Consider the following 17,416-nt stretch of genomic DNA (forward strand, 5'->3'; position numbering starts at 1 on the left):
TGCAGACAACGAATTTTTAATTATTCGCGAATATGCCTCCCGGGCCTCACCCGCGGAGCCGATATCCAGAACAACGCCGCCTGCGTCGCTCTTGTGGATGATATCCGGGGAGATCACCTTCATCACGACAGGAAAACCCAGACCTTCAGCGATACCGGCGGCCTCGTCTCCGGAATGAGCAAGACCGTATTCGGGATGCGGGATACCAAAACCGTCCAGGAGACGGTATCCTTCAGCACCAAGAAGCACCTTTTTCTTCATAAATTCACCCCGCACGGGACCGGCGGAAAATATTTTTGACATATATTACGCAGGTTGGAAAAACCCGGGCCATTTAGGATTAGTTTAACACCCAACTATTTATATACTTTATAAATAATTTTATAAACATGAAGGTGAATCCGGAAGACTCGTTGAAGATCGAAAATATCGTAGCATCGGCCAAGGTTGCCAAAGAACTCGATCTCCAGATGATAAACGAAAAGATCAAAGATGCAGAGTACAACAAGAAGAGGTTCCCCGGCGTTGTGCTCAGGATGCAGGAGCCCAAGATTGCGGCTCTCGTCTTCGGATCGGGAAAAGTGGTCCTGACCGGTGCAAAGAGTATAGACAGCCTTTCAAAGGGTCTCGAGATACTCGGAGACAAATTAAGGGAGCTCAAACTGGATATCCCCAAAAACCTGGAGTATAAAGTCCAGAATATCGTAACCTCCGCAGATCTCGGAACTCCCATAAACCTGAACAAGATCGCTGTAGGTTTCAATCTCGAAAGGATCGAATACGAACCCGAGCAGTTCCCGGGACTGGTCTACAGGCTCGACGAGCCTAAAGTGGTCGTTCTCCTCTTCGGGTCGGGGAAACTTATCATAACCGGTGGCAAGCAGCCCGAAGATGCCAGATTAGCGGTGCAGAAGATTTTATCCGATCTTTCAAACCTCGGATTAATTTAAACAATAGATTATATATTTTCCTATCATTTTTGGTCTAACAATAATTAGATCATTATCATACCACCCTAAATACCACAATCAAGATAAAAATGTATTTATAAGAAACTGGCAAATTAGAATGTACAGACTGGTGTAGTTATGAAACTCGAAAAAGTTTTGACATTCACTGAAAAGGAAGAGGAACTGGCTGATCTTCTTTCAGAAGTGGGTCTCAAAAAGAATGTCGCCAAGGTTCTGGTTTATCTTGCAAATACCGAGGAGGCGACATCAAGGGAGATTGAGAGGGGGACCGATCTCCGCCAGCCGGAAGTCAGCATAGCCATGAGAACCCTGAGCGAAAAGGAGTGGATCTCCAACAGGGAGAGCAAGGCGGAGAGCAAAGGCAGGCCCGTGAAGATATACAACCTGTCGAAACCGATGGCAGAAATCATCGATACTCTTGAGAAAGATAAAAAAGAAGAGATTGAAAACCAGCTTGAAATTATAAAAAAGATCAGAAAAATAGTCTGATTAAAAAATATTTACACCATTTTCATTTCCGATTACAACTTTTGTCCTGCCGGTAAATTCCGTAAACAGTCCGCAGCTTAATACGCCGGGCAGGTTATTTATTCTCGACTGGAGCAGTTCAGGCTCTTCTATGAACCCGAAATCACAGTCTACTTCGAAATTGCCGCTGTCTGTTATTACAGGGCCGTCTTTTTTGACACCCATACGGACTGAGGGAATGCCGCCGAGTTCCCGTATTCTTCTTTCAAAGAGACCGAGGGCGAACGGGAGTACTTCGACAGGAACGGGGCCGTGGAGCTTTTCACACATCTTCGATTCGTCTGCTACGACTACGAAGAGGTCCGCTGCATCGGCGACACATCTTTCGAGTGTCTGTGCTGCTCCCCTTCCTTTTATCATCCGGAGCGAGGAGTCGATCTTGTCGGCTCCGTCGATTGCGATATCGAGCGACGGGTACTCATCGAGTACGGAGAGCGGAATGCCGTATTCTCTCGCCCTCATCGAAGCCTGAAAAGATGTGGGGATGCCGATCATATCGAGACCTTCGGAGGATATCCGTTCGGAGAGGCGTTCCATGGCGTAGAAGACCGTCGAGCCTGTTCCGAGCCCGACAGCCATGCCGTCCTGTATGAGTTCGGCCGCAAAATATCCGGCATTCTTTTTGGATATATCAATGTCTGAAGTCATTTCCTGAAACCTGATCAGTAGTCATGCACATACAAAAAAGAACTTTCTATTTATGGTGATCGGAGTCCGGAAAGATCAGGATCGGGTGACCCGGCGATCGAAAAAAGGGTTGAATTATCTTATAAGATAAACGATTGAGACCGAAGCGGTTACGTCTACGTCACCAGCTTCAACGGATGTAGGAGCTCCGGCGGAGGCTGCCGACTTATACATCGCATCCTCGGCATAGGCGTAGTTGTAGCTTACCGGGACGTAGCTTGCACCGACGTTGACGGTCTTTACTCCGACAATCGAAACGCCGAGTGCGGATGCGACTGCGTCTGCATCGGACTTGGCCTGTACGACGGCTGCGTCAAGGGCCTGCGAACGGAGTTCGTTGGACTTCTCATCGCTGAGCGTGAATGAAACATAGTTTATGCTGTTTGCACCGGATGCAACGGCGTTGTCGATTATCTCGCCTGCCATATCAACCTTCATTGTCTCCACTTTTATGGTGTTGGTGACCCTGTAGACTGTTTTCCTGGAACCGAATATGGAGTCGTCACCTGAGGTGTACGAATAGATGTTGTAGCCGGTCGTCTCGATCTCGTCGCTTGTCAGGCCCATTCCCTTCAGGGCACTGAGGACCTTATCCATCTTTACAGCGTTCTCCTGCTGGGCTTTGTACGCGTCGGTATCTTCAGTTTCTACTGCAATTGAAACTATTACCGTATCGGGTGCGGAGCTAACCTTTCCTGTGCCCGATACCGAGATGGTCTTGTCGTCCGTGGTGTCGACTGCGGCGGCTGTACCTGCCATTGCAGCAACGAGGACGAAGATCATCGAAACCAGAATTAGTTTTTTCAGACTCATTTGTATCAGAAGATAGTAGCATTGAAATTTATTAACACTATTCATGACTTCGAAAATAACTGAAGTTATTTGTTTTGATTTTGGATTTGGGCTGTGTTGAAGTAAGAAGAGGTTTTTTCTCGTATTTATCTGGGCCTAAGCCCCTTCCTGTATTATTCAAGTCCTGAAATTCTTTTTTTTGGGGTATTGATTTGGGCATAAGCCCCTGCGGGGCAGCCCTCTGCTTAATTCGCTACGCGAATTTGCGCAATCGCGATAGCCCGACCTGGACGCTACCCATTCGGGTAGCCTCGGCCGGGGAAAAACTTACAAGAAATAAGATCGCTAAATGCCATAGAGTCATTCAGATGATGAGAAACTTTCACGGAGCCGGAGGGATGCTTGTCCATCCCGGAGGCGACTTATCGCCATGAGGGGGAGGGTCTAAGGGAGGGGGAATCGTCCCCCGCCCTCAATCAAAAACGTAAAAAACGTTACTTACTCCAAAACAATCGTCCCGACAACCCTGAGTTTTCCGGCATCGAGGTGGTGAACGATAGCCTTGTCGCCGGGGAAGTACGCGATGTCCTTCTCGAGGCTTATCTCGACTTCCGGATTCTTCGGATCGGAGTCGTCCGTCACCGAATCGATCTTTCCCGAGACGTAACTCATCCAGTGGCCGATATGGATCACCATCGAATCCTTCATCGGGACATTCCAGTATTTGACGATCTTGATCCTGCCCTTGAACGAGTCGCCGGTCTTTATCGAATCGTCGGTTGTCACGACCTGACCCCTGTCGATCTCGTCCGCAGTAATATTTTTCAGTGCAAGTCCGACGCGGTCATACGGGACGGCATCCGTGCAGTCGTCGTCGTGCCTCTGTATCGAGCGGATCTGTGCGGTTCTCTCGCCGGGGAGAACCTTCACGGAGTCATGAGTCCTGATCGTTCCCTTCACAACTCCGCCGAGGATCACGGTCCCGATACCCTTTACATTGAAGTGGTGATCGACCATAACCGTTCCCGGAATATCGGAGATCACCCTCTCTACCTTTGCGGCAGCGGCGAGGAGGGACTCCCTGAGAATGATCGAATCGTCCTCCATGAAAGTATAGTTCTCGATGACCGTTCCCTTGATCAACGGATCGATCTGCGACTTGTCGATATAATTCCTGAGAATTACATAGCCGCTCTTTATCCCGGCACAGTCGAGCATGACCACACACTCCCCGAATTCGGGGGTGATCGCATCCACGACCAGGATCGCGGACTGCGACATCGCAACGGCATAATACAGGGGTGCGACCCGCTCCGGGTATCTCGACGGCTCGATAATCGTAACAGTATCTTCGCCCTTCTTCAGGTTGTAAAAAGTAATATCGGATTCGGTCCCGGCCTTGCCTATGGCTTTGGCATATCCGTGCGGGCCGAGAACCGCTACATTGAGATTAGGCATAGTGCCAATAATTTAGCTCTGAATGGTAAAGATGGTTTTTGTCCGGGGTTGTGATTTATAGAAAATTACAGGCAAATCAAGTGACCTGCAATAGATATTCCATCAAACGCATCGTTGGCAACCCCTCGCCGCGGGCCCATCAGGCAGGCCCGCGGATCGGCCCCGGCCTCGGGGCCTCTCTATGGCGATAGACCGCCCAAGGGATAGACAGGTATCCCCTGAGTGGAGAGACGCGGGGTATTGATTCATACACTGTTTCTTGTAAATCTCAATTCAACAGCCCGGGGGACCCTCGCCGGTCCCTTGGGCGTGCCGTGAGAAGATTATCTTAAGGCAAGGCCCCTGGGAGGGGCCGTCCGGTGGCTTTTGCCGCCGGTGCCGGGGTTGCCAACAATGTTTGTACAAAACGAACCCAAGATGAGAAAGAAAATACAAAAAAAATATTCAAAAAAAATTACCGGTGGGCGAAGTACGCCGTAATACCGGAATCAGAAACGGAATCGATCCTTGCAAAGCCAACCCTTTCGAACTGGACCACCTTGTCCACCTCGTCCCTCACCGAAATTTCACAGAATCCTTCCTGCTCTCCCTCCGGGGTGAGAAGAGTGCATTTCACTTTTTCCAATTCAGGAAGCCACTGGATGATCGGGGACTTCTCCTTACGTGCCTCTTCAAGCGACGTTCCTGCGTATTCAAACACACGCTCTCCGTTCTCCTCTCCGATCCTCACGTTGAAGAGATCCTTGAACCGGACCATCGGGACGCCCGCGATCTCGTCCTCCGGGGCGTAGAGAGTCCCTTTGAAATCCAGCATCCTGTAACCCCTCGCCTCGTCGTTCGGGTGGAGGAACGCCTTCGCCGTAACAGCAGGGGCCCCTCTAATCTCGCACTTCACCGGATCCGGGACGAAGAAGTACCTGTTTGCAACCGGATCGATGACCTGTTTGTTCTCGGCAAAAAGATTCTCCCACGAGAACGCGATATCCGTCTGGCCGACACCGATATCGATCATCGAGTTCCTTACGGCCTCCGCCTGGATGCCTCTCCTCGCAATCGCCCTGAGAGTCCCGAGGTGGATATCGTCCCAGCCCGTGTATTTTCCGGCACGTATACCCTCCTTCATCGCAGTCGTCGAGAGCACAAGGCCCCCTACCGACATTCTCCCGTAATGATAGAACTCCGGCTGGCTCCACCCGAGATAATCGTAGATGAATCCCTGCCGCTTCGTATTCGCGATATGATCCTTTCCTCTTATCACGTGGGTTATGCCGAGAAGGTGATCGTCGATAACAACCGAGAAGTTCATCATCGGGAAGACACGTGCATCCGTCCTGAGATGCGGAGTCTCCACGATCCTGAAGAGAGAGAAGTCCCTCATCGCGGGATCGGGAAGATCAACTCCGGTCTTCACCCGCACCGTCGCAGCACCCTCTGGGAACGTCCCGTCGAGCATCTTCTCCCACAGGGAGATGTTCTCCTCCACGGTCTGGTCCCTGCACGGGCACTCCTTCTTGCTGTCCTTTAAAACTTTGAAAGCCGCAGAATCGCAGGTGCAGACATATGCATTACCGGACTCAAGGAGTTGCCGGCAGTATGTGTAATAGATATCCAGCCTGTCGCTCTGGTAAACGATCTCCGAGATCTTCAGGCCGAGCCATTCGATATCCTCCAGGATCATCCCGTAGTTCTCGGGCTGCACACGCCGGGCGTCCGTATCCTCGATCCTCAGAACATATCGTCCGCCGTACTTCCGGACATAATAGTCGTTCAGGTAAGCAGCACGGGCATGGCCGATGTGAAGCGGACCGCTGGGATTCGGGGCGAAACGCATCACGACCCCGTCCTTTCCCACGTTCTTCAGGTCGCGAAGACCCCTCTCCTTCGTCTTCTTCTCCTTCTTCCGGTCAACAAGTTCGGGAGCCATCTCCGCGAGCTTCTCCCTTCTCTCTGCAGGAGACATACCGTCGATCTCCTGAAGAACCTCGTTCAGGATCGCCGACATCTCCTTTGCACGGGAGCGGAACTCGGGGTGTTTACCCATCAATAGTCCTAAAACCGCACCTGCCTTAGGGACGTTCTCGTGCTCTACTGCGTTTTCCAGCGCATGAATATAAAAAAACTGTTTTGGGTCAACTGACATGCCGTTCAGAAGCTCCGGTTGATGAAATAATCCGTAATTTCTCCAAGAAGCCTTTTTTCTTCGCAGTCAGGGAATACGACGAGCGTTTCCTTCGCCCTCTTTACATGATCCATGGCCGTCTCCCTCACTGCATCGATAATTCCGGCCTCTTTAAGCTCGGATATAGCCTGGTCGATCTCCTCGTCGGTCAGGTTCTCCTTCCTGTACTTCGACAGGTCAAGACCCCGATCCTTCGCAAAGATCGCCACAAGAGTCTGCTTGCCTTCACGAAGATCCGATGCACGATCCTTTCCGGACTTCTCCGAATCCGCCATAAGATCGATTACATCGTCCTGGATCTGGAACGCGACACCGCTCAGGTATCCCCAGTCGTGAAGAGCCCCGACCTGCCGTGCATCTCCGCCTGCAAGAATACCGCCGATCGCCGCAGCCGCTGCATAGAGTTTACCTGTCTTCTGCCCGACCATCTCGAGATACTCGTACGGATCGACATCGTCGCGTTTCTCAAAAGACATATCCTCGTGCTGACCCCTGCAGATCTCGAGGCATGTCCTCGCCAGGATCGCGACAGCCTCTACCTTTGCAACCGGGTCCGCATCCGCCATCGTTATCAGCTCGAACGCTTCGGCGTAGAGAACATCCCCTGCAAGAATAGCCGTAGGCTCGTCCCACTGCGTATGAACTGTAGGAACACCCCTGCGTGTGACGTCCCCGTCCATGATATCGTCGTGGACAAGAGTAAAAGTGTGCGTCACTTCAAGTGCAAGTGCTGCGGGAATAACCGAATCGGAGCGTCCCTTCTCGATGATATTCGCCGCAAGCATCGTAACGGACGGACGGAGCCTCTTTCCGCCGGCACAGAGCAGGTGAGCGCTCGCCTTGTCAAGTTCGCCGGGGAGACTGCCGTACATGCTTTCGAGCCTCGTATCGATCAGTTCCGCATTCTTCTCAAGATATTCTTCCAGTTTCATATTACCATCATCCTATTTCGTGACATTAATCTTCATCCCGTTCCTGAGCAGGTGGGCGTCGTTGCCGAGCGTATAACCGCATTCCTCGAGCAGTTTTATGTAATCGCCGGTCATGTCGACATCACCGTGGGCGGGAATCACGTGCTGGGGATTCAACAGGTGGATAACCTCGTAATGATCCTCCCTCTGCCCGTGGCCGCTCACGTGAAGGCCTTCGAAGATCCTCGCACCCCGCATCTTCAGCAGCACCTCCTGGTGGTAGCGCTGGCCGTAGTTCATCGGGTTCGGAATGACATTGGCGCTGTAGAGAACCTTGTCGCCCTTGTCGATCCTGTACGGGCTGTTGCCCTGTGCTATCCTCGTTAAGGTCGCACCCGGCTCGCCCTGGTGACCGGTGACTATAGGTACATATTTGTCCTTGCCTTCCTTAATCATCCTGCGGATGACACGGTCGACCGTCTTCCGGTTGCCAAACATCGAGAGGGTCTCGGGGAAACCAACCTGCTTGAGCTGTTCGGCCGTAGAAGAGTATCTCTCCATCGAACGGCCGAGCAGGACGGGTTTTCGTCCGATCTCGTGTGCGCATTCCGCGATCGTCTTGACCCTTGCGATATGCGAGGAGAAAGTACTGACGATTATTGCATTCTTGTCGTCCTCGTAGCTCGTCATCACGTCGCGGACAAGCTTCTGTGCGACACGCTCGCTCGGGCAGCGGCCCGGGAGACGTACGTTCGTACTCTCTACGATAAGAGCGATGACACCCTCGCGGCCGAGCTCCTGCATCCTCGCGATATCTGGCGGATTGCCGAGAACCGGGGTCCGGTCAAGCTTGAAATCGAGGGCGTAAACGATCGCTCCCTGGGGAGTATGGAGAACCGCCATCGCGGTATCGATTATACTGTGCTGGATGTTTACGAATTCGATATTAAGATCCTTCGAGATCTCGTACCTGTATTTCTTGCCGGCACGGAGTGCGAAGACCTTGTTGTTGACACCGAATTTCTTCTCGCCCTCTATCTGCTGCTCGATGAGCTTGGCGGTATAGGGCGTCCCGATAATCGGTGCGTTGTACCTGTGCGCAAGCTTAGGGATCGCACCGATATGGTCCAGGTGGCCGTGGGTGCAGACAATCGCCTTGACACTCCCCTCGACAGTATTCATTATCGTATCGTCGGGTATGGCCTTCATCTCAATGAGGTCGAGGGAGTGCATATTCTCCACTTCCGCGTCCTCGTGGATCATAATCTGGTCGAGGCGGAGCCCCATATCGAAGATTACAATCTCCTTTCCAACCCTGACGGCGGTCATATTCCGACCTACTTCGTTGTAACCGCCGACGGCTATTATTTCAATATCCATTTTAAATCTCCTGAAATATCAGATTTTTTTAGATCTTTTAGATCTTTTTTATATCATTTCACCAGTCTTTCCGGTAATATAGACTCTTTTTCCGGCCAGTGCACCGCAGCTCTCCGAGCCCGTCAGGTACATCGCGATCCTGATCTCTTCGTGGATCTGCCCGATCTTCCCGAAAAGTGCCTCGGAACTTTCCATCGCCGGCTTAAGCAGCGGAAGCGCCATTCCCCCGAGGGATGCGCCCAGTGCGACAGCTTTTGCAATATCTATCCCCGACCTCAGGCCGCCTGAAGCGATCACGGGCTTTCCCTTACCGCAGACCTCGATAAGGGAGACGACGGTCGGGATTCCCCAATCTGAAAAATCCCTGCCGAGCTGTCTCAGCGACTCATCCTCACCGCGAAGGGCCTCTACGGCCGCCCACGAAGTTCCGCCGAGCCCGGCGGTATCGATCGCGGCAGCCCCGACGGACCACAACTTCTCCGCAACTTCGGCCGATATACCCGCACCCGTCTCTTTGACGATTACTGGATATTTCGAAGATACACAGAGTTCGGCTATAGCATCGAGACAACCGGACGAATCGTGATCGCCTTCCGGCTGGACTGCCTCCTGGAGCGGGTTTAAGTGGATGCATAGCGCCTGTGCGTCTATCATCTCCACTGCACGATCCGCCCATTCGGGACCCTTCTCCCTGAGCTGCACCGCACCGAGATTCCCGCATAGGAACGCCTTCGGCGCAGCCTCGCGGACGGCTGTAAAACTGCCTTCAAGATCTGGGTTTTCGAGTGCGGCCCTCTGGGAGCCCACACCCATACCGATATTGAATCGTCCTGCGGCCTCTCCCAGTCGCCGGTTGACCTCCGTCGTATCCGGGTGGCCCCCGGTCATGGCAGATATAAACAAAGGGGACGCCAGCTTATGGCCGAGAAAACGAACACCCGGATCAATCCTGTCCATGCTGCACTCGGGCAGAGAATTATGCACAAGCCTGATATCGTCGAAACCGCTTCTGCCGGCTTCGATATTCCCGCTGCAGCAGATCTTCAGGTGCTCGAGTTTTCTTGAGGAGGTATATTCCGATTTGTCCTTCTTCTTATCCATCTTAAATTCCTGGTTGTTCCGGCCTTCCCTGCGGCTATAGTGAGATCTGGCCGATCAGCCGGGCCGCATATGCACCCAATCACTGGGCGCCGTCAATGCGGCAAATCTATATTCTGTTCCCGGTTAAGGCGACACCCGTGTGCCGCCGTTGTCGCGCCCGTCAAGGAAATCACTGACACGGGATATATGGAATAGCTCCGATTCGACACCATTTTCGGCAAGGAGAAGAAGTTCGTCGATCTTGCCCCTCATCCCTCCGGTAACGTCGGTGCTGCCCGATCCGCGGATCTCCAGATCGCCGGCGTTGTTCCTGTTTATGTGACGGATTACATTTCCGTCGGAACCTATTACACCGGCGACATCTGTCGCAAGTCCTATTCTGTCGACTGCCATTTTCCCTGCAAGGCAGCTGATAAGCTGATCGCCCGAGACGATACAGGCCCCCTGCCCGATATCCATCACTACGTCCCCGTGAAGAACGGGGATTACACCGTTTTGGATTAGCAGTTCGACAGGACTGCTGTCAAATGATATTAGACGTCCGTTTTTCGCAGTACATGCATCAAGCGGGTGAATGCCTACGGCCTCCACACCACTGGCACGCAGCGCGTTTACCACCTCTTCGTTCAGGCTGCACACAGCCCTGTGGGTGATAAATATGCCTGCTTTATTAGTATGATCTAACCCTTTATCAAGATGATGCTCTTTCGCTTCCGGATGGCCGCACGAACCGGCGCCGTGAACGATAACCGGCACGACATTATCTCTTGACGCGAGCTCTTTCGCTATCTTTTCAAGAACAGGTTTGTTTACTTTGCATTCGCCCGAAGATTTGTCGGTGATTACGCTACCGCCCAGCTTTAGAATAATCTTCTCTTTCCTCATCGTCTTCCCTGCGTGCCCCTTCCGTATCTATCGTAGTTATTATCGCCTTTCCGTCGGCAGCCTCGATTGCAGCGGCGACCCTGCTCTTGGATCTCTTCGGGCAGAGTGCGATCATGCACCCTCCGCCGCCGGCCCCTGTCATTTTGGCGCCGTATGCACCGCCGCTCCGTGCTGCGTTCACAAGCCTTGTCAATGCCGGGTGGCCTACCCCGAGAGCCTCCAGGAGAGAATGGTTGACGTCCATATACCGCCCGAGAACCTTTAAGTTGTTGAAATTGTGCATGGATCTCGTCGTGACCGCCTCGATTGCATCGAGGATCGGGTCGACCACGAGCGGGTTCGTCCTCCTGAATTCACCCACCATCTCCACGAGTTCGGACGTCTTGTGCGAGACGAGGGTGTTGCCGATGACGATGTTGAAATTCTCCGGCGGAAGGATCCTCCTCTTGTTGTCCTTGATCAGGATCAGTCCGCCATAGGTCGAGACGAACGTATCGGTAGGGCTCGCTCTTCCCCTCTGGACCTTCTTCTCCACCTGGTATGCGATATCAGCGATGTCCTTTTTCTGAAGGGAAAGGTTGAATTCGTCGTTTATCGCCGAGAGCGTTGCGACGGTGACCGCCGCGGACGATCCGAGGCCTGATGAGCTCGGGAGCTGGGAATGAATATATACACTCCCCGTAACACCGGTCAGATCGAAACAATTCTCAATATAAGGGGAATTTATCTTCGAAGGGTTCCGCACCTTCCTGACCGTAACCGAGACCCTCGGTTTGATGGCCATCGCTATTCCCGGTTTTCCGTAGACCACCGCGTGCTCGCCAAATAAAAATACCTTGCCCGGTGCACTCCATGTCGCCATATTATCACTTAAAAAACTGCAACCGCCGCGTACCCGACAACCTGGCTGAAGTCACCCGAGACGTCGCCGCTGGTCATGTAATTCAGCAATTCACCCTTTTTTGCACCGAATAGTTCCCTGCATGCCTCTACCATCACTGCAATCGGCCCGTAGCCGCAGGCACTGACGCCCTCCTCACGGATTCTCCTGAAAAATTCTTCCGAATCAAGATCGAAGAGAGCTTCGATGGCATAACCGTCGAGCCTTCTCGCCTCTTCATCAGGGATATAATGCGAAAAGTCAGAGGATGCGACAATTCTTACATCCGACGACGTTTCACGGACTGCCCGGACGATTGCATCCGCCATTGCTTTTGCTCCCTGCAGGGTCTGCCTCCCCATAAGTACGGGCACGACCTTCGCATCCGGGAACCTGAACTTTATGAAGGGCATCTGCACTTCAAGAGAATTTTCAGGCTGGGCCATTGCAAAATCGTCCCTGTTGATATCGAGTGCAGAGACAAGAGTCTCGTCGCATTCGATAACTCCAAGAGGCGTCTCCCATGACAGACCGGAGGTGCAGTCGGGATACCCGGAATGGCTCGGGGCGATTACGATAAAAGTCCCGTTGAAATCTTCAGGAATTGCAGAAAAGGAATATGCGGCTGCCTGGCCGGAATATATTGTCCCCGCATGAGGGGATATTATTCCGCAGGCGTCTACAGGATGCGGCAAAGCAACATGACTAAAAAAATACGCCAGCTGCTCTTTTAAAGAAGCGGGCTCCCCGGGATAGAATCTCCCGGCCAGAGTGACCCTGCGCACATCCATGTAACCATAAACTCCGGGCTCGCTTAAAGCTCGATCTCGAAGTCTTCTACTGTAATGGAGGTTGGGACACCGCGTATCTTAAGAACCTCTCTTGCAAGCAGATAGTATATCAGGCTCAGAGCTTTGCGCCCCTTATTGTTTGTAGGGATTACGAGATCAATATATTTAGTAATGTTGTTGGTGTCGCAGAGGGCAACTACCGGGACGCCGCACTGGACCGCCTCGTTGATCGCCTGCGAATCGCCGATCGGGTCGGTTACGATAAGAACGTCGGGTTCAACGTAGTTCGGGATCTTCTGGTTGGTCAGCATTCCGGGAATGAAGCGGCCTACCTTCGACCTTCCGCCGACTGCATCGGCGAACTTTCTTGCCGGGTACTGTCCGTACTGGCGCGAGGTCACAACGAATATCTTTGCAGGGTCGAATTTTGCAATGAACTCTGCAGCGGTCTTTATCCTGTCGTCTGTCTGCTGAATGTCGAGGATGTAAAGTCCGTCACCGCGGACGCGGTAGATAAACTTCATCATGTCCTGGCTCTTCTGCTGCGTTCCGATGTGTACACCGGCAGCAAGGTAATCTTCAACCGGGACTAAGGACTCTTTCAGCTCTATCTCAATATCACTATTTGCATTCAATTAATCAGCTCTCCTTTTTATCTTCTTTTCACTGTAATGGGAATTACGCCCTTTTGGTACTCCTCTAATGCGATTTCAAGAGGATCAATCTTGTCTGTTTTCACTAATAACGGTGCGCCCATCGAGATTTGCAACGAGCGTGCCCCGACGATGCGGGCTCTTTCATAGCGGGTGTATGATGTTGTCATCTTAATCCACAGAACTTTTTAAGAACATTTAAATTTTTGGAAAATGGGGTCGCTGAGATTCGAACTCAGGTCACAGCATCCCGAACGCCATAGGATTCCAGGCTACCCCACGACCCCTCCTAAATTTATTGATAAGGGTTGAGATCGTCAATGATCTCCTTGTGCGAAAGCAGCATTCTCCTGCAGCAGTAACGCTCAAGACCGAGATCATCCAGAATCTCCCTGATATCCTCACCAGCTTCCAATCTCTTCTTATACTCTTCATACTCGGTGGAAATCACTTTTCCACAGGTAAAACATCTGACTGGTATCATTGAGCCTGATCTCTCCCTTATATTTTAGCCATCCTAACGATAAGACTTTTGGAATTTCTTTCTTGCACCGCGTCCGTGAGGCTTTTTCGCCTCTTTCTGGCGGGAGTCGTTGACAAGAAGAGTCCTGTCATATGCAAGATATGCGTCCTTAATCTTAGGGTCGTTATACCAGTTAAGGATACCGCGGCCTATTGCAGTTCTGATGGCATCTGCCTGTCCCATGTAGCCGCCGCCCTGGACCTCGACACTGATGTCGATCTCGTCGGTTATGCCGGGGAGAAGGAGAAGGGGCTCTGAAATCTTCAGCCTTGAAAGTTCTGTCCCGTAGATTTCGAGGGGAACCGAGTTGATGCGGATCCTTCCCTTTCCTTCCTTCACGGTCGCCCTGGCAACGGCGGTCTTCTTCTTTCCGCTTGTATTGATAATCTTTGACATAAATCTTTACCCCCGGTTAGAATTTTGCTCCCAGCGTTTCGCTGATCGTTCCGATCTTTACATACTTGGGAGTCGACAGGGAGTCGACGTGGGCAGAGTCGATGACCTCGAATTCAGAGTTGGCAAACTCGTTCGGGACTCCGACATAGACCTTTACTCTCTTGAAGGCCTCGACACCGCGCTGCCTCTTGTAAGGGAGCATGCCCCTGATCGTGCGCTTCATGATGTGGTCGGGTCTTCTCGGGAAGAACGGTCCGCCTTCGCGTGAACCGCGCTTTCTCTTCACGTCGTAGTCTGCCAGAACACGTGCCTTTGCACCTGTAACTACGGCAGCTTCCGCATTGACGATCGCGATCTCCTCTCCCTCGAGGCATCTCTTGGCTACAAGGCTCGCGAGTCTTCCAAGGCGCAGGTCTGTTGCATCGATTACTGTAACCATTCTCCTCACCTCAGTATCCTTACAAGTTTTCCCTCGGGATTCGTCTTCACGAGGTCCTCAATAGTCATACAGGTTCCTTCGGCAGCTTTGATCTTGTCTGCTGCACCTTCGCTGAAATTGAGCGCGGCAACCTTCACTCCCCTTGTCAGTGCTCCGCTTCCGAGAACCTTGCCGGGTATGATCACGGTCTCGCCTTCGCGGGCGTACCTGTTGATCTTGCTGAGGTTTACCTCGGCGTAGTTGCGGCTCGGGGCCTCAAGTCTTCTCGCGATCTCGCGCCAGACCTTCGCATCGCCTGAACGGGACGCTTCCTTTAATGATGAGATCAGGGCAGTGTAACGCGGATTTGTCTTAGTAATATTCTTCATATCAGATCGCTCCGGATATCTCGTTTAATACATCCACCAGGCTGTCGGATTTGTCCTTCATTATTCCTAATGCGCAGGTCATGATCTCCTTCACGGGGAGCGACCCGTCGCTTTCGACGACAAATAAAAACCTTGTATTGTCCGGTTTAACGCTTATTGCCGGCCTGTCACCGATTCCGCTCGCCATACATGCCTTCTCACAGAGACGGCACATCGAACAGTCCTCGAGTTTCCCGTCGGCAACTTCGACCGATTTTTTGCCGACCCTGAGAACATTGCGCGGGCACTCTTCGACACAGTTGCCGCAGGCATCGCACCGGTCATCGATTGTGATGACGGGATATGCCTTGTAGCCGCATGCGAGAGTGGGCTCCCATTTTGCATGTTCGTCCCCGATATTGAGTTCCGCACGGGCCTCGAGAACGACCTTCTGGTCCTTTTCGAGTTTGACGATGGGTATATCCATATTCACCGGCGTGGCTCTCGGGTCTGCAGGTATGAGATCGCTCGAATGAACCGTGCCGGGGCCCTCGACGCTGAGCGTGAATATGGCCTGGCAGGACGAGCATCCCTCGCCGCCGCACGAACATTCGGACTTCTTTACATATTCTGACAGATCGGTCTTGATCGGAATCAGGCCGAGCCTGTGTGCCAGCATCTCGTCGAAGAGTGCACTGTTATTATCATATATCAGCACGTCTTCGATTGCGAGTGTAGGCACCTCTCCGATCATTGTCCTGCGGAATGTATTTGCAAACGCAGGAGTGGCATCCTTAAGCGTAAAACGCGCAATATCTTCGTCCAGCCTGCTGAATGAAATCTCCATTAATCAGACTCTCCTGCCCCTTCTTCCACCTTTTGCACGGATGCTGTCATGTGGAACGGGCGTTACGTCTTCGATGCGTCCGATTCTCATTCCCGCACGGGCGAGTGCACGGATTGCAGCCTGTGCTCCGGGACCGGGACTGCGTTGTTTGCCCCTGCCTGGTGCACGGACCCTGACGTGAACTCCTACGATGCCCTTGTCCTTTGCCGCCTGTGCGACATTGGTTGCCATCTGCATGGCAGCATAAGGTGAACTTTCATTTCTGGCCTGTTTAACAACCATACCGCCGCTGGACTTTGTCACGGTCTCGGCTCCCGAGAGATCGGTTATTGTTATGACCGTGTTGTTGAATGATGCGAAGATGTGGGCGATTCCCCACTTTTCATCAGATGCCATTATGCTCTGCCTCCCGAAACGATGCGCTCGCGTTCAGGGTGTATTGTGTCGGTAAGCGGAGAGTTTCCGTAATATGTGACACCTGCTTCTTCGGATCTGCGTACGCGGTAGCCGGGTATTGTAAGCTTCCTGCCGTTCACGGCGATGTGGCCGTGTGTAATGAACTGGCGGGCCTGCTTGGGCGAACGTGCGAGACCTTTTCTGTAGACGATGGTCTGTAGTCTGCGTTCGAGTTCGTTCTCCGTCTTCATTGCAAGAACGTCGCCGATGCCTGCACCGGCGGAGAGAAGACCATATCTCTCGAGGTGGCCGAGAAGCTCTTCCTGCTTTCTTGCGACAAATGCTTCATCCGTAACGGATGATTTAAGGGCGAGGAGGTCACGGGCGGCACGCCTGTATTTACGAAGCGTACTCTGGGCCTTCCAGAACTCCCTCTTGTTTCGAAGACCGTATTCCATCATGAGTCTGTTCTCATCCTCAATACGGGTCTTCTCGAAACGCCTCTTGGGAGTTTCATATTTCTTGTGGTTTTTACCGGGATATCCCATAACAAATCACCCTACTGTTTCTTCTTGCTTACACCGACGGTTGCGCCGTGGCGGCCTGTCGATTTCGTACGCTGTCCCCTGACCTTCTGGTGGGTTTCGTGGCGGATACCGCGGTAACAGCGAATCTTTCTCATCCTGTTGACGTCGTCGTCGACAGCCATACGGAGGTCTGTGCCGAGGAGCTGTTTTGCCTCTCCGGTGTACACATCCTTCTGACGGTTAAGCATCCATGCAGGGACCTTCCCGGTGTAGCCTGAGACTACCTCGCGAATTCTGTCCACAACGTCCTCTTCCAAAAGACCGAGGGTTGCACGCGGGTCTACACCGGCCATCTGTGCGATTGAGACCGATGTGTGCATACCGATGCCTGCAAGACCGGTAAGCGCGACCTGAACAGATTTGGTACCGTCAAGATCTGTGTTTTCTACCCTGACGAAGTATTTTATCTCTTGTTCTTCCATTCAATTGCCTCTCAGTATAACATACTGCATGTAAGATTTACGGTTTGTGAGCGTTGAGGGAGGGATTTGAACCCCCGAGTCCGAGAAGGACACGGGGTTAGCAACCCCGCGCCATACCAGGCTTGGCTACCTCAACTTTTTTTAAACAACGCATCTTACGACACTCGCGGTAAGATACCGCTCCATGAATATGCTTTAAAAGATGGGTCAATATCGTTATTAAGCATTGCGGATGACACCGTC

At 52.3% G+C, this 17,416-nt stretch carries 23 protein-coding genes and 2 tRNA genes; 2 read left to right on the top strand and 23 right to left on the bottom strand.

Annotated features, from left to right (window positions below):
* The coding region (locus METPAY_RS05945; protein ID WP_245611539.1) for an acetate--CoA ligase family protein at positions 1-261 on the bottom strand (261 nt) is incomplete at its 3' end.
* A gap of 128 nt (positions 262-389) precedes the next feature.
* On the opposite strand from METPAY_RS05945, the gene METPAY_RS05950 reads away from it, so the two are divergent.
* On the top strand, positions 390-950 hold the full coding sequence (locus tag METPAY_RS05950) for a TATA-box-binding protein (RefSeq protein WP_048150234.1): 561 nt from the start codon (positions 390-392) through the stop codon (positions 948-950).
* A gap of 138 nt (positions 951-1,088) precedes the next feature.
* Positions 1,089-1,460, top strand: coding sequence for a helix-turn-helix domain-containing protein (locus METPAY_RS05955; RefSeq protein WP_048150236.1), 372 nt, complete (start codon positions 1,089-1,091; stop codon positions 1,458-1,460).
* Here the strand turns inward: METPAY_RS05955 and rpiA are convergent, their stop codons facing one another.
* The 22 genes from rpiA to METPAY_RS06060 all read right to left on the bottom strand — a co-directional run bounded on the left by rpiA (position 1,461) and on the right by METPAY_RS06060 (position 17,309).
* Positions 1,461-2,147, bottom strand: a complete 687-nt coding sequence (gene rpiA / locus METPAY_RS05960) for a ribose-5-phosphate isomerase RpiA (protein WP_048150237.1) — start codon at positions 2,145-2,147, stop codon at positions 1,461-1,463. It abuts the gene before it with no gap.
* Between the two features lie 114 nt (positions 2,148-2,261).
* On the bottom strand, positions 2,262-2,999 hold the full coding sequence (locus tag METPAY_RS05965; protein WP_048150240.1) for an SIMPL domain-containing protein: 738 nt from the start codon (positions 2,997-2,999) through the stop codon (positions 2,262-2,264).
* Positions 3,000-3,476: 477 nt separating this feature from the next.
* On the bottom strand, positions 3,477-4,436 hold the full coding sequence (locus METPAY_RS05970; protein ID WP_048150242.1) for an EF-Tu/IF-2/RF-3 family GTPase: 960 nt from the start codon (positions 4,434-4,436) through the stop codon (positions 3,477-3,479).
* A gap of 454 nt (positions 4,437-4,890) precedes the next feature.
* Positions 4,891-6,576, bottom strand: coding sequence for a glutamate--tRNA ligase (locus METPAY_RS05975; RefSeq protein ID WP_048150244.1), 1,686 nt, complete (start codon positions 6,574-6,576; stop codon positions 4,891-4,893).
* A gap of 5 nt (positions 6,577-6,581) precedes the next feature.
* Entirely contained in the window at positions 6,582-7,547 is a 966-nt protein-coding gene (locus METPAY_RS05980; RefSeq protein WP_048150246.1) for a polyprenyl synthetase family protein, read from the bottom strand.
* 12 nt (positions 7,548-7,559) lie between these two features.
* A complete protein-coding gene (locus METPAY_RS05985; RefSeq protein ID WP_013328714.1) occupies positions 7,560-8,906 on the bottom strand; it encodes an RNase J family beta-CASP ribonuclease in 1,347 nt (448 codons plus the stop codon).
* A 48-nt stretch (positions 8,907-8,954) separates the two neighbouring features.
* On the bottom strand, positions 8,955-10,007 hold the full coding sequence (gene fni / locus METPAY_RS05990; protein WP_048150248.1) for a type 2 isopentenyl-diphosphate Delta-isomerase: 1,053 nt from the start codon (positions 10,005-10,007) through the stop codon (positions 8,955-8,957).
* Between the two features lie 123 nt (positions 10,008-10,130).
* Positions 10,131-10,892 (bottom strand): isopentenyl phosphate kinase, encoded by a 762-nt coding sequence (locus METPAY_RS05995; RefSeq protein WP_048150250.1) that lies wholly within the window; start codon positions 10,890-10,892, stop codon positions 10,131-10,133.
* Positions 10,855-11,754, bottom strand: a complete 900-nt coding sequence (gene mvk, locus METPAY_RS06000) for a mevalonate kinase (RefSeq protein WP_048150253.1) — start codon at positions 11,752-11,754, stop codon at positions 10,855-10,857. The genes METPAY_RS05995 and mvk overlap by 38 nt, the downstream gene beginning before the upstream one ends.
* A gap of 8 nt (positions 11,755-11,762) precedes the next feature.
* Positions 11,763-12,563 (bottom strand): AmmeMemoRadiSam system protein B, encoded by an 801-nt coding sequence (amrB, locus tag METPAY_RS06005; protein ID WP_048150254.1) that lies wholly within the window; start codon positions 12,561-12,563, stop codon positions 11,763-11,765.
* A 23-nt stretch (positions 12,564-12,586) separates the two neighbouring features.
* Positions 12,587-13,198: a 30S ribosomal protein S2 gene (rpsB, locus tag METPAY_RS06010; RefSeq protein WP_048150256.1), complete on the bottom strand. Its 612-nt coding sequence runs from the start codon at positions 13,196-13,198 to the stop codon at positions 12,587-12,589.
* Positions 13,199-13,215: 17 nt separating this feature from the next.
* Positions 13,216-13,386 carry a DNA-directed RNA polymerase subunit K gene (locus METPAY_RS14645; RefSeq protein ID WP_013328708.1) on the bottom strand — a complete coding sequence of 57 codons (171 nt, stop codon included), beginning with the start codon at positions 13,384-13,386 and terminating at the stop codon, positions 13,216-13,218.
* A 44-nt stretch (positions 13,387-13,430) separates the two neighbouring features.
* Positions 13,431-13,503, bottom strand: a tRNA-Pro gene (locus tag METPAY_RS06015).
* Positions 13,504-13,511: 8 nt separating this feature from the next.
* The gene (locus METPAY_RS06020; protein WP_013328707.1) at positions 13,512-13,700 is read right to left on the bottom strand and encodes a DNA-directed RNA polymerase subunit N; all 189 of its coding nucleotides are present in this window, start codon (positions 13,698-13,700) and stop codon (positions 13,512-13,514) included.
* A gap of 33 nt (positions 13,701-13,733) precedes the next feature.
* Positions 13,734-14,135: a 30S ribosomal protein S9 gene (locus METPAY_RS06025; protein ID WP_013328706.1), complete on the bottom strand. Its 402-nt coding sequence runs from the start codon at positions 14,133-14,135 to the stop codon at positions 13,734-13,736.
* A gap of 16 nt (positions 14,136-14,151) precedes the next feature.
* Complete coding sequence (locus METPAY_RS06030) at positions 14,152-14,574, bottom strand: 50S ribosomal protein L13 (RefSeq protein ID WP_048150258.1); 423 nt, start codon at positions 14,572-14,574, stop codon at positions 14,152-14,154.
* 5 nt (positions 14,575-14,579) lie between these two features.
* Positions 14,580-14,942, bottom strand: a complete 363-nt coding sequence (locus METPAY_RS06035) for a 50S ribosomal protein L18e (RefSeq protein ID WP_048150261.1) — start codon at positions 14,940-14,942, stop codon at positions 14,580-14,582.
* A gap of 1 nt (position 14,943) precedes the next feature.
* Complete coding sequence (locus METPAY_RS06040; protein ID WP_048150263.1) at positions 14,944-15,768, bottom strand: DNA-directed RNA polymerase subunit D; 825 nt, start codon at positions 15,766-15,768, stop codon at positions 14,944-14,946.
* A 3-nt stretch (positions 15,769-15,771) separates the two neighbouring features.
* Positions 15,772-16,164, bottom strand: coding sequence for a 30S ribosomal protein S11 (locus tag METPAY_RS06045; RefSeq protein WP_013328702.1), 393 nt, complete (start codon positions 16,162-16,164; stop codon positions 15,772-15,774).
* Positions 16,164-16,712 carry a 30S ribosomal protein S4 gene (locus tag METPAY_RS06050; RefSeq protein WP_048150266.1) on the bottom strand — a complete coding sequence of 183 codons (549 nt, stop codon included), beginning with the start codon at positions 16,710-16,712 and terminating at the stop codon, positions 16,164-16,166. Before METPAY_RS06050 ends, METPAY_RS06045 begins: the two co-directional genes overlap by 1 nt.
* An 11-nt stretch (positions 16,713-16,723) precedes the next feature.
* Positions 16,724-17,173, bottom strand: a complete 450-nt coding sequence (locus METPAY_RS06055) for a 30S ribosomal protein S13 (RefSeq protein ID WP_048150268.1) — start codon at positions 17,171-17,173, stop codon at positions 16,724-16,726.
* A gap of 51 nt (positions 17,174-17,224) precedes the next feature.
* A tRNA-Ser gene (locus tag METPAY_RS06060) sits at positions 17,225-17,309 on the bottom strand.
* Between the last annotated feature and the right edge of the window lie 107 nt (positions 17,310-17,416).

Source organism: Methanolacinia paynteri, from assembly GCF_000784355.1.
Lineage (GTDB): Archaea > Halobacteriota > Methanomicrobia > Methanomicrobiales > Methanomicrobiaceae > Methanolacinia > Methanolacinia paynteri.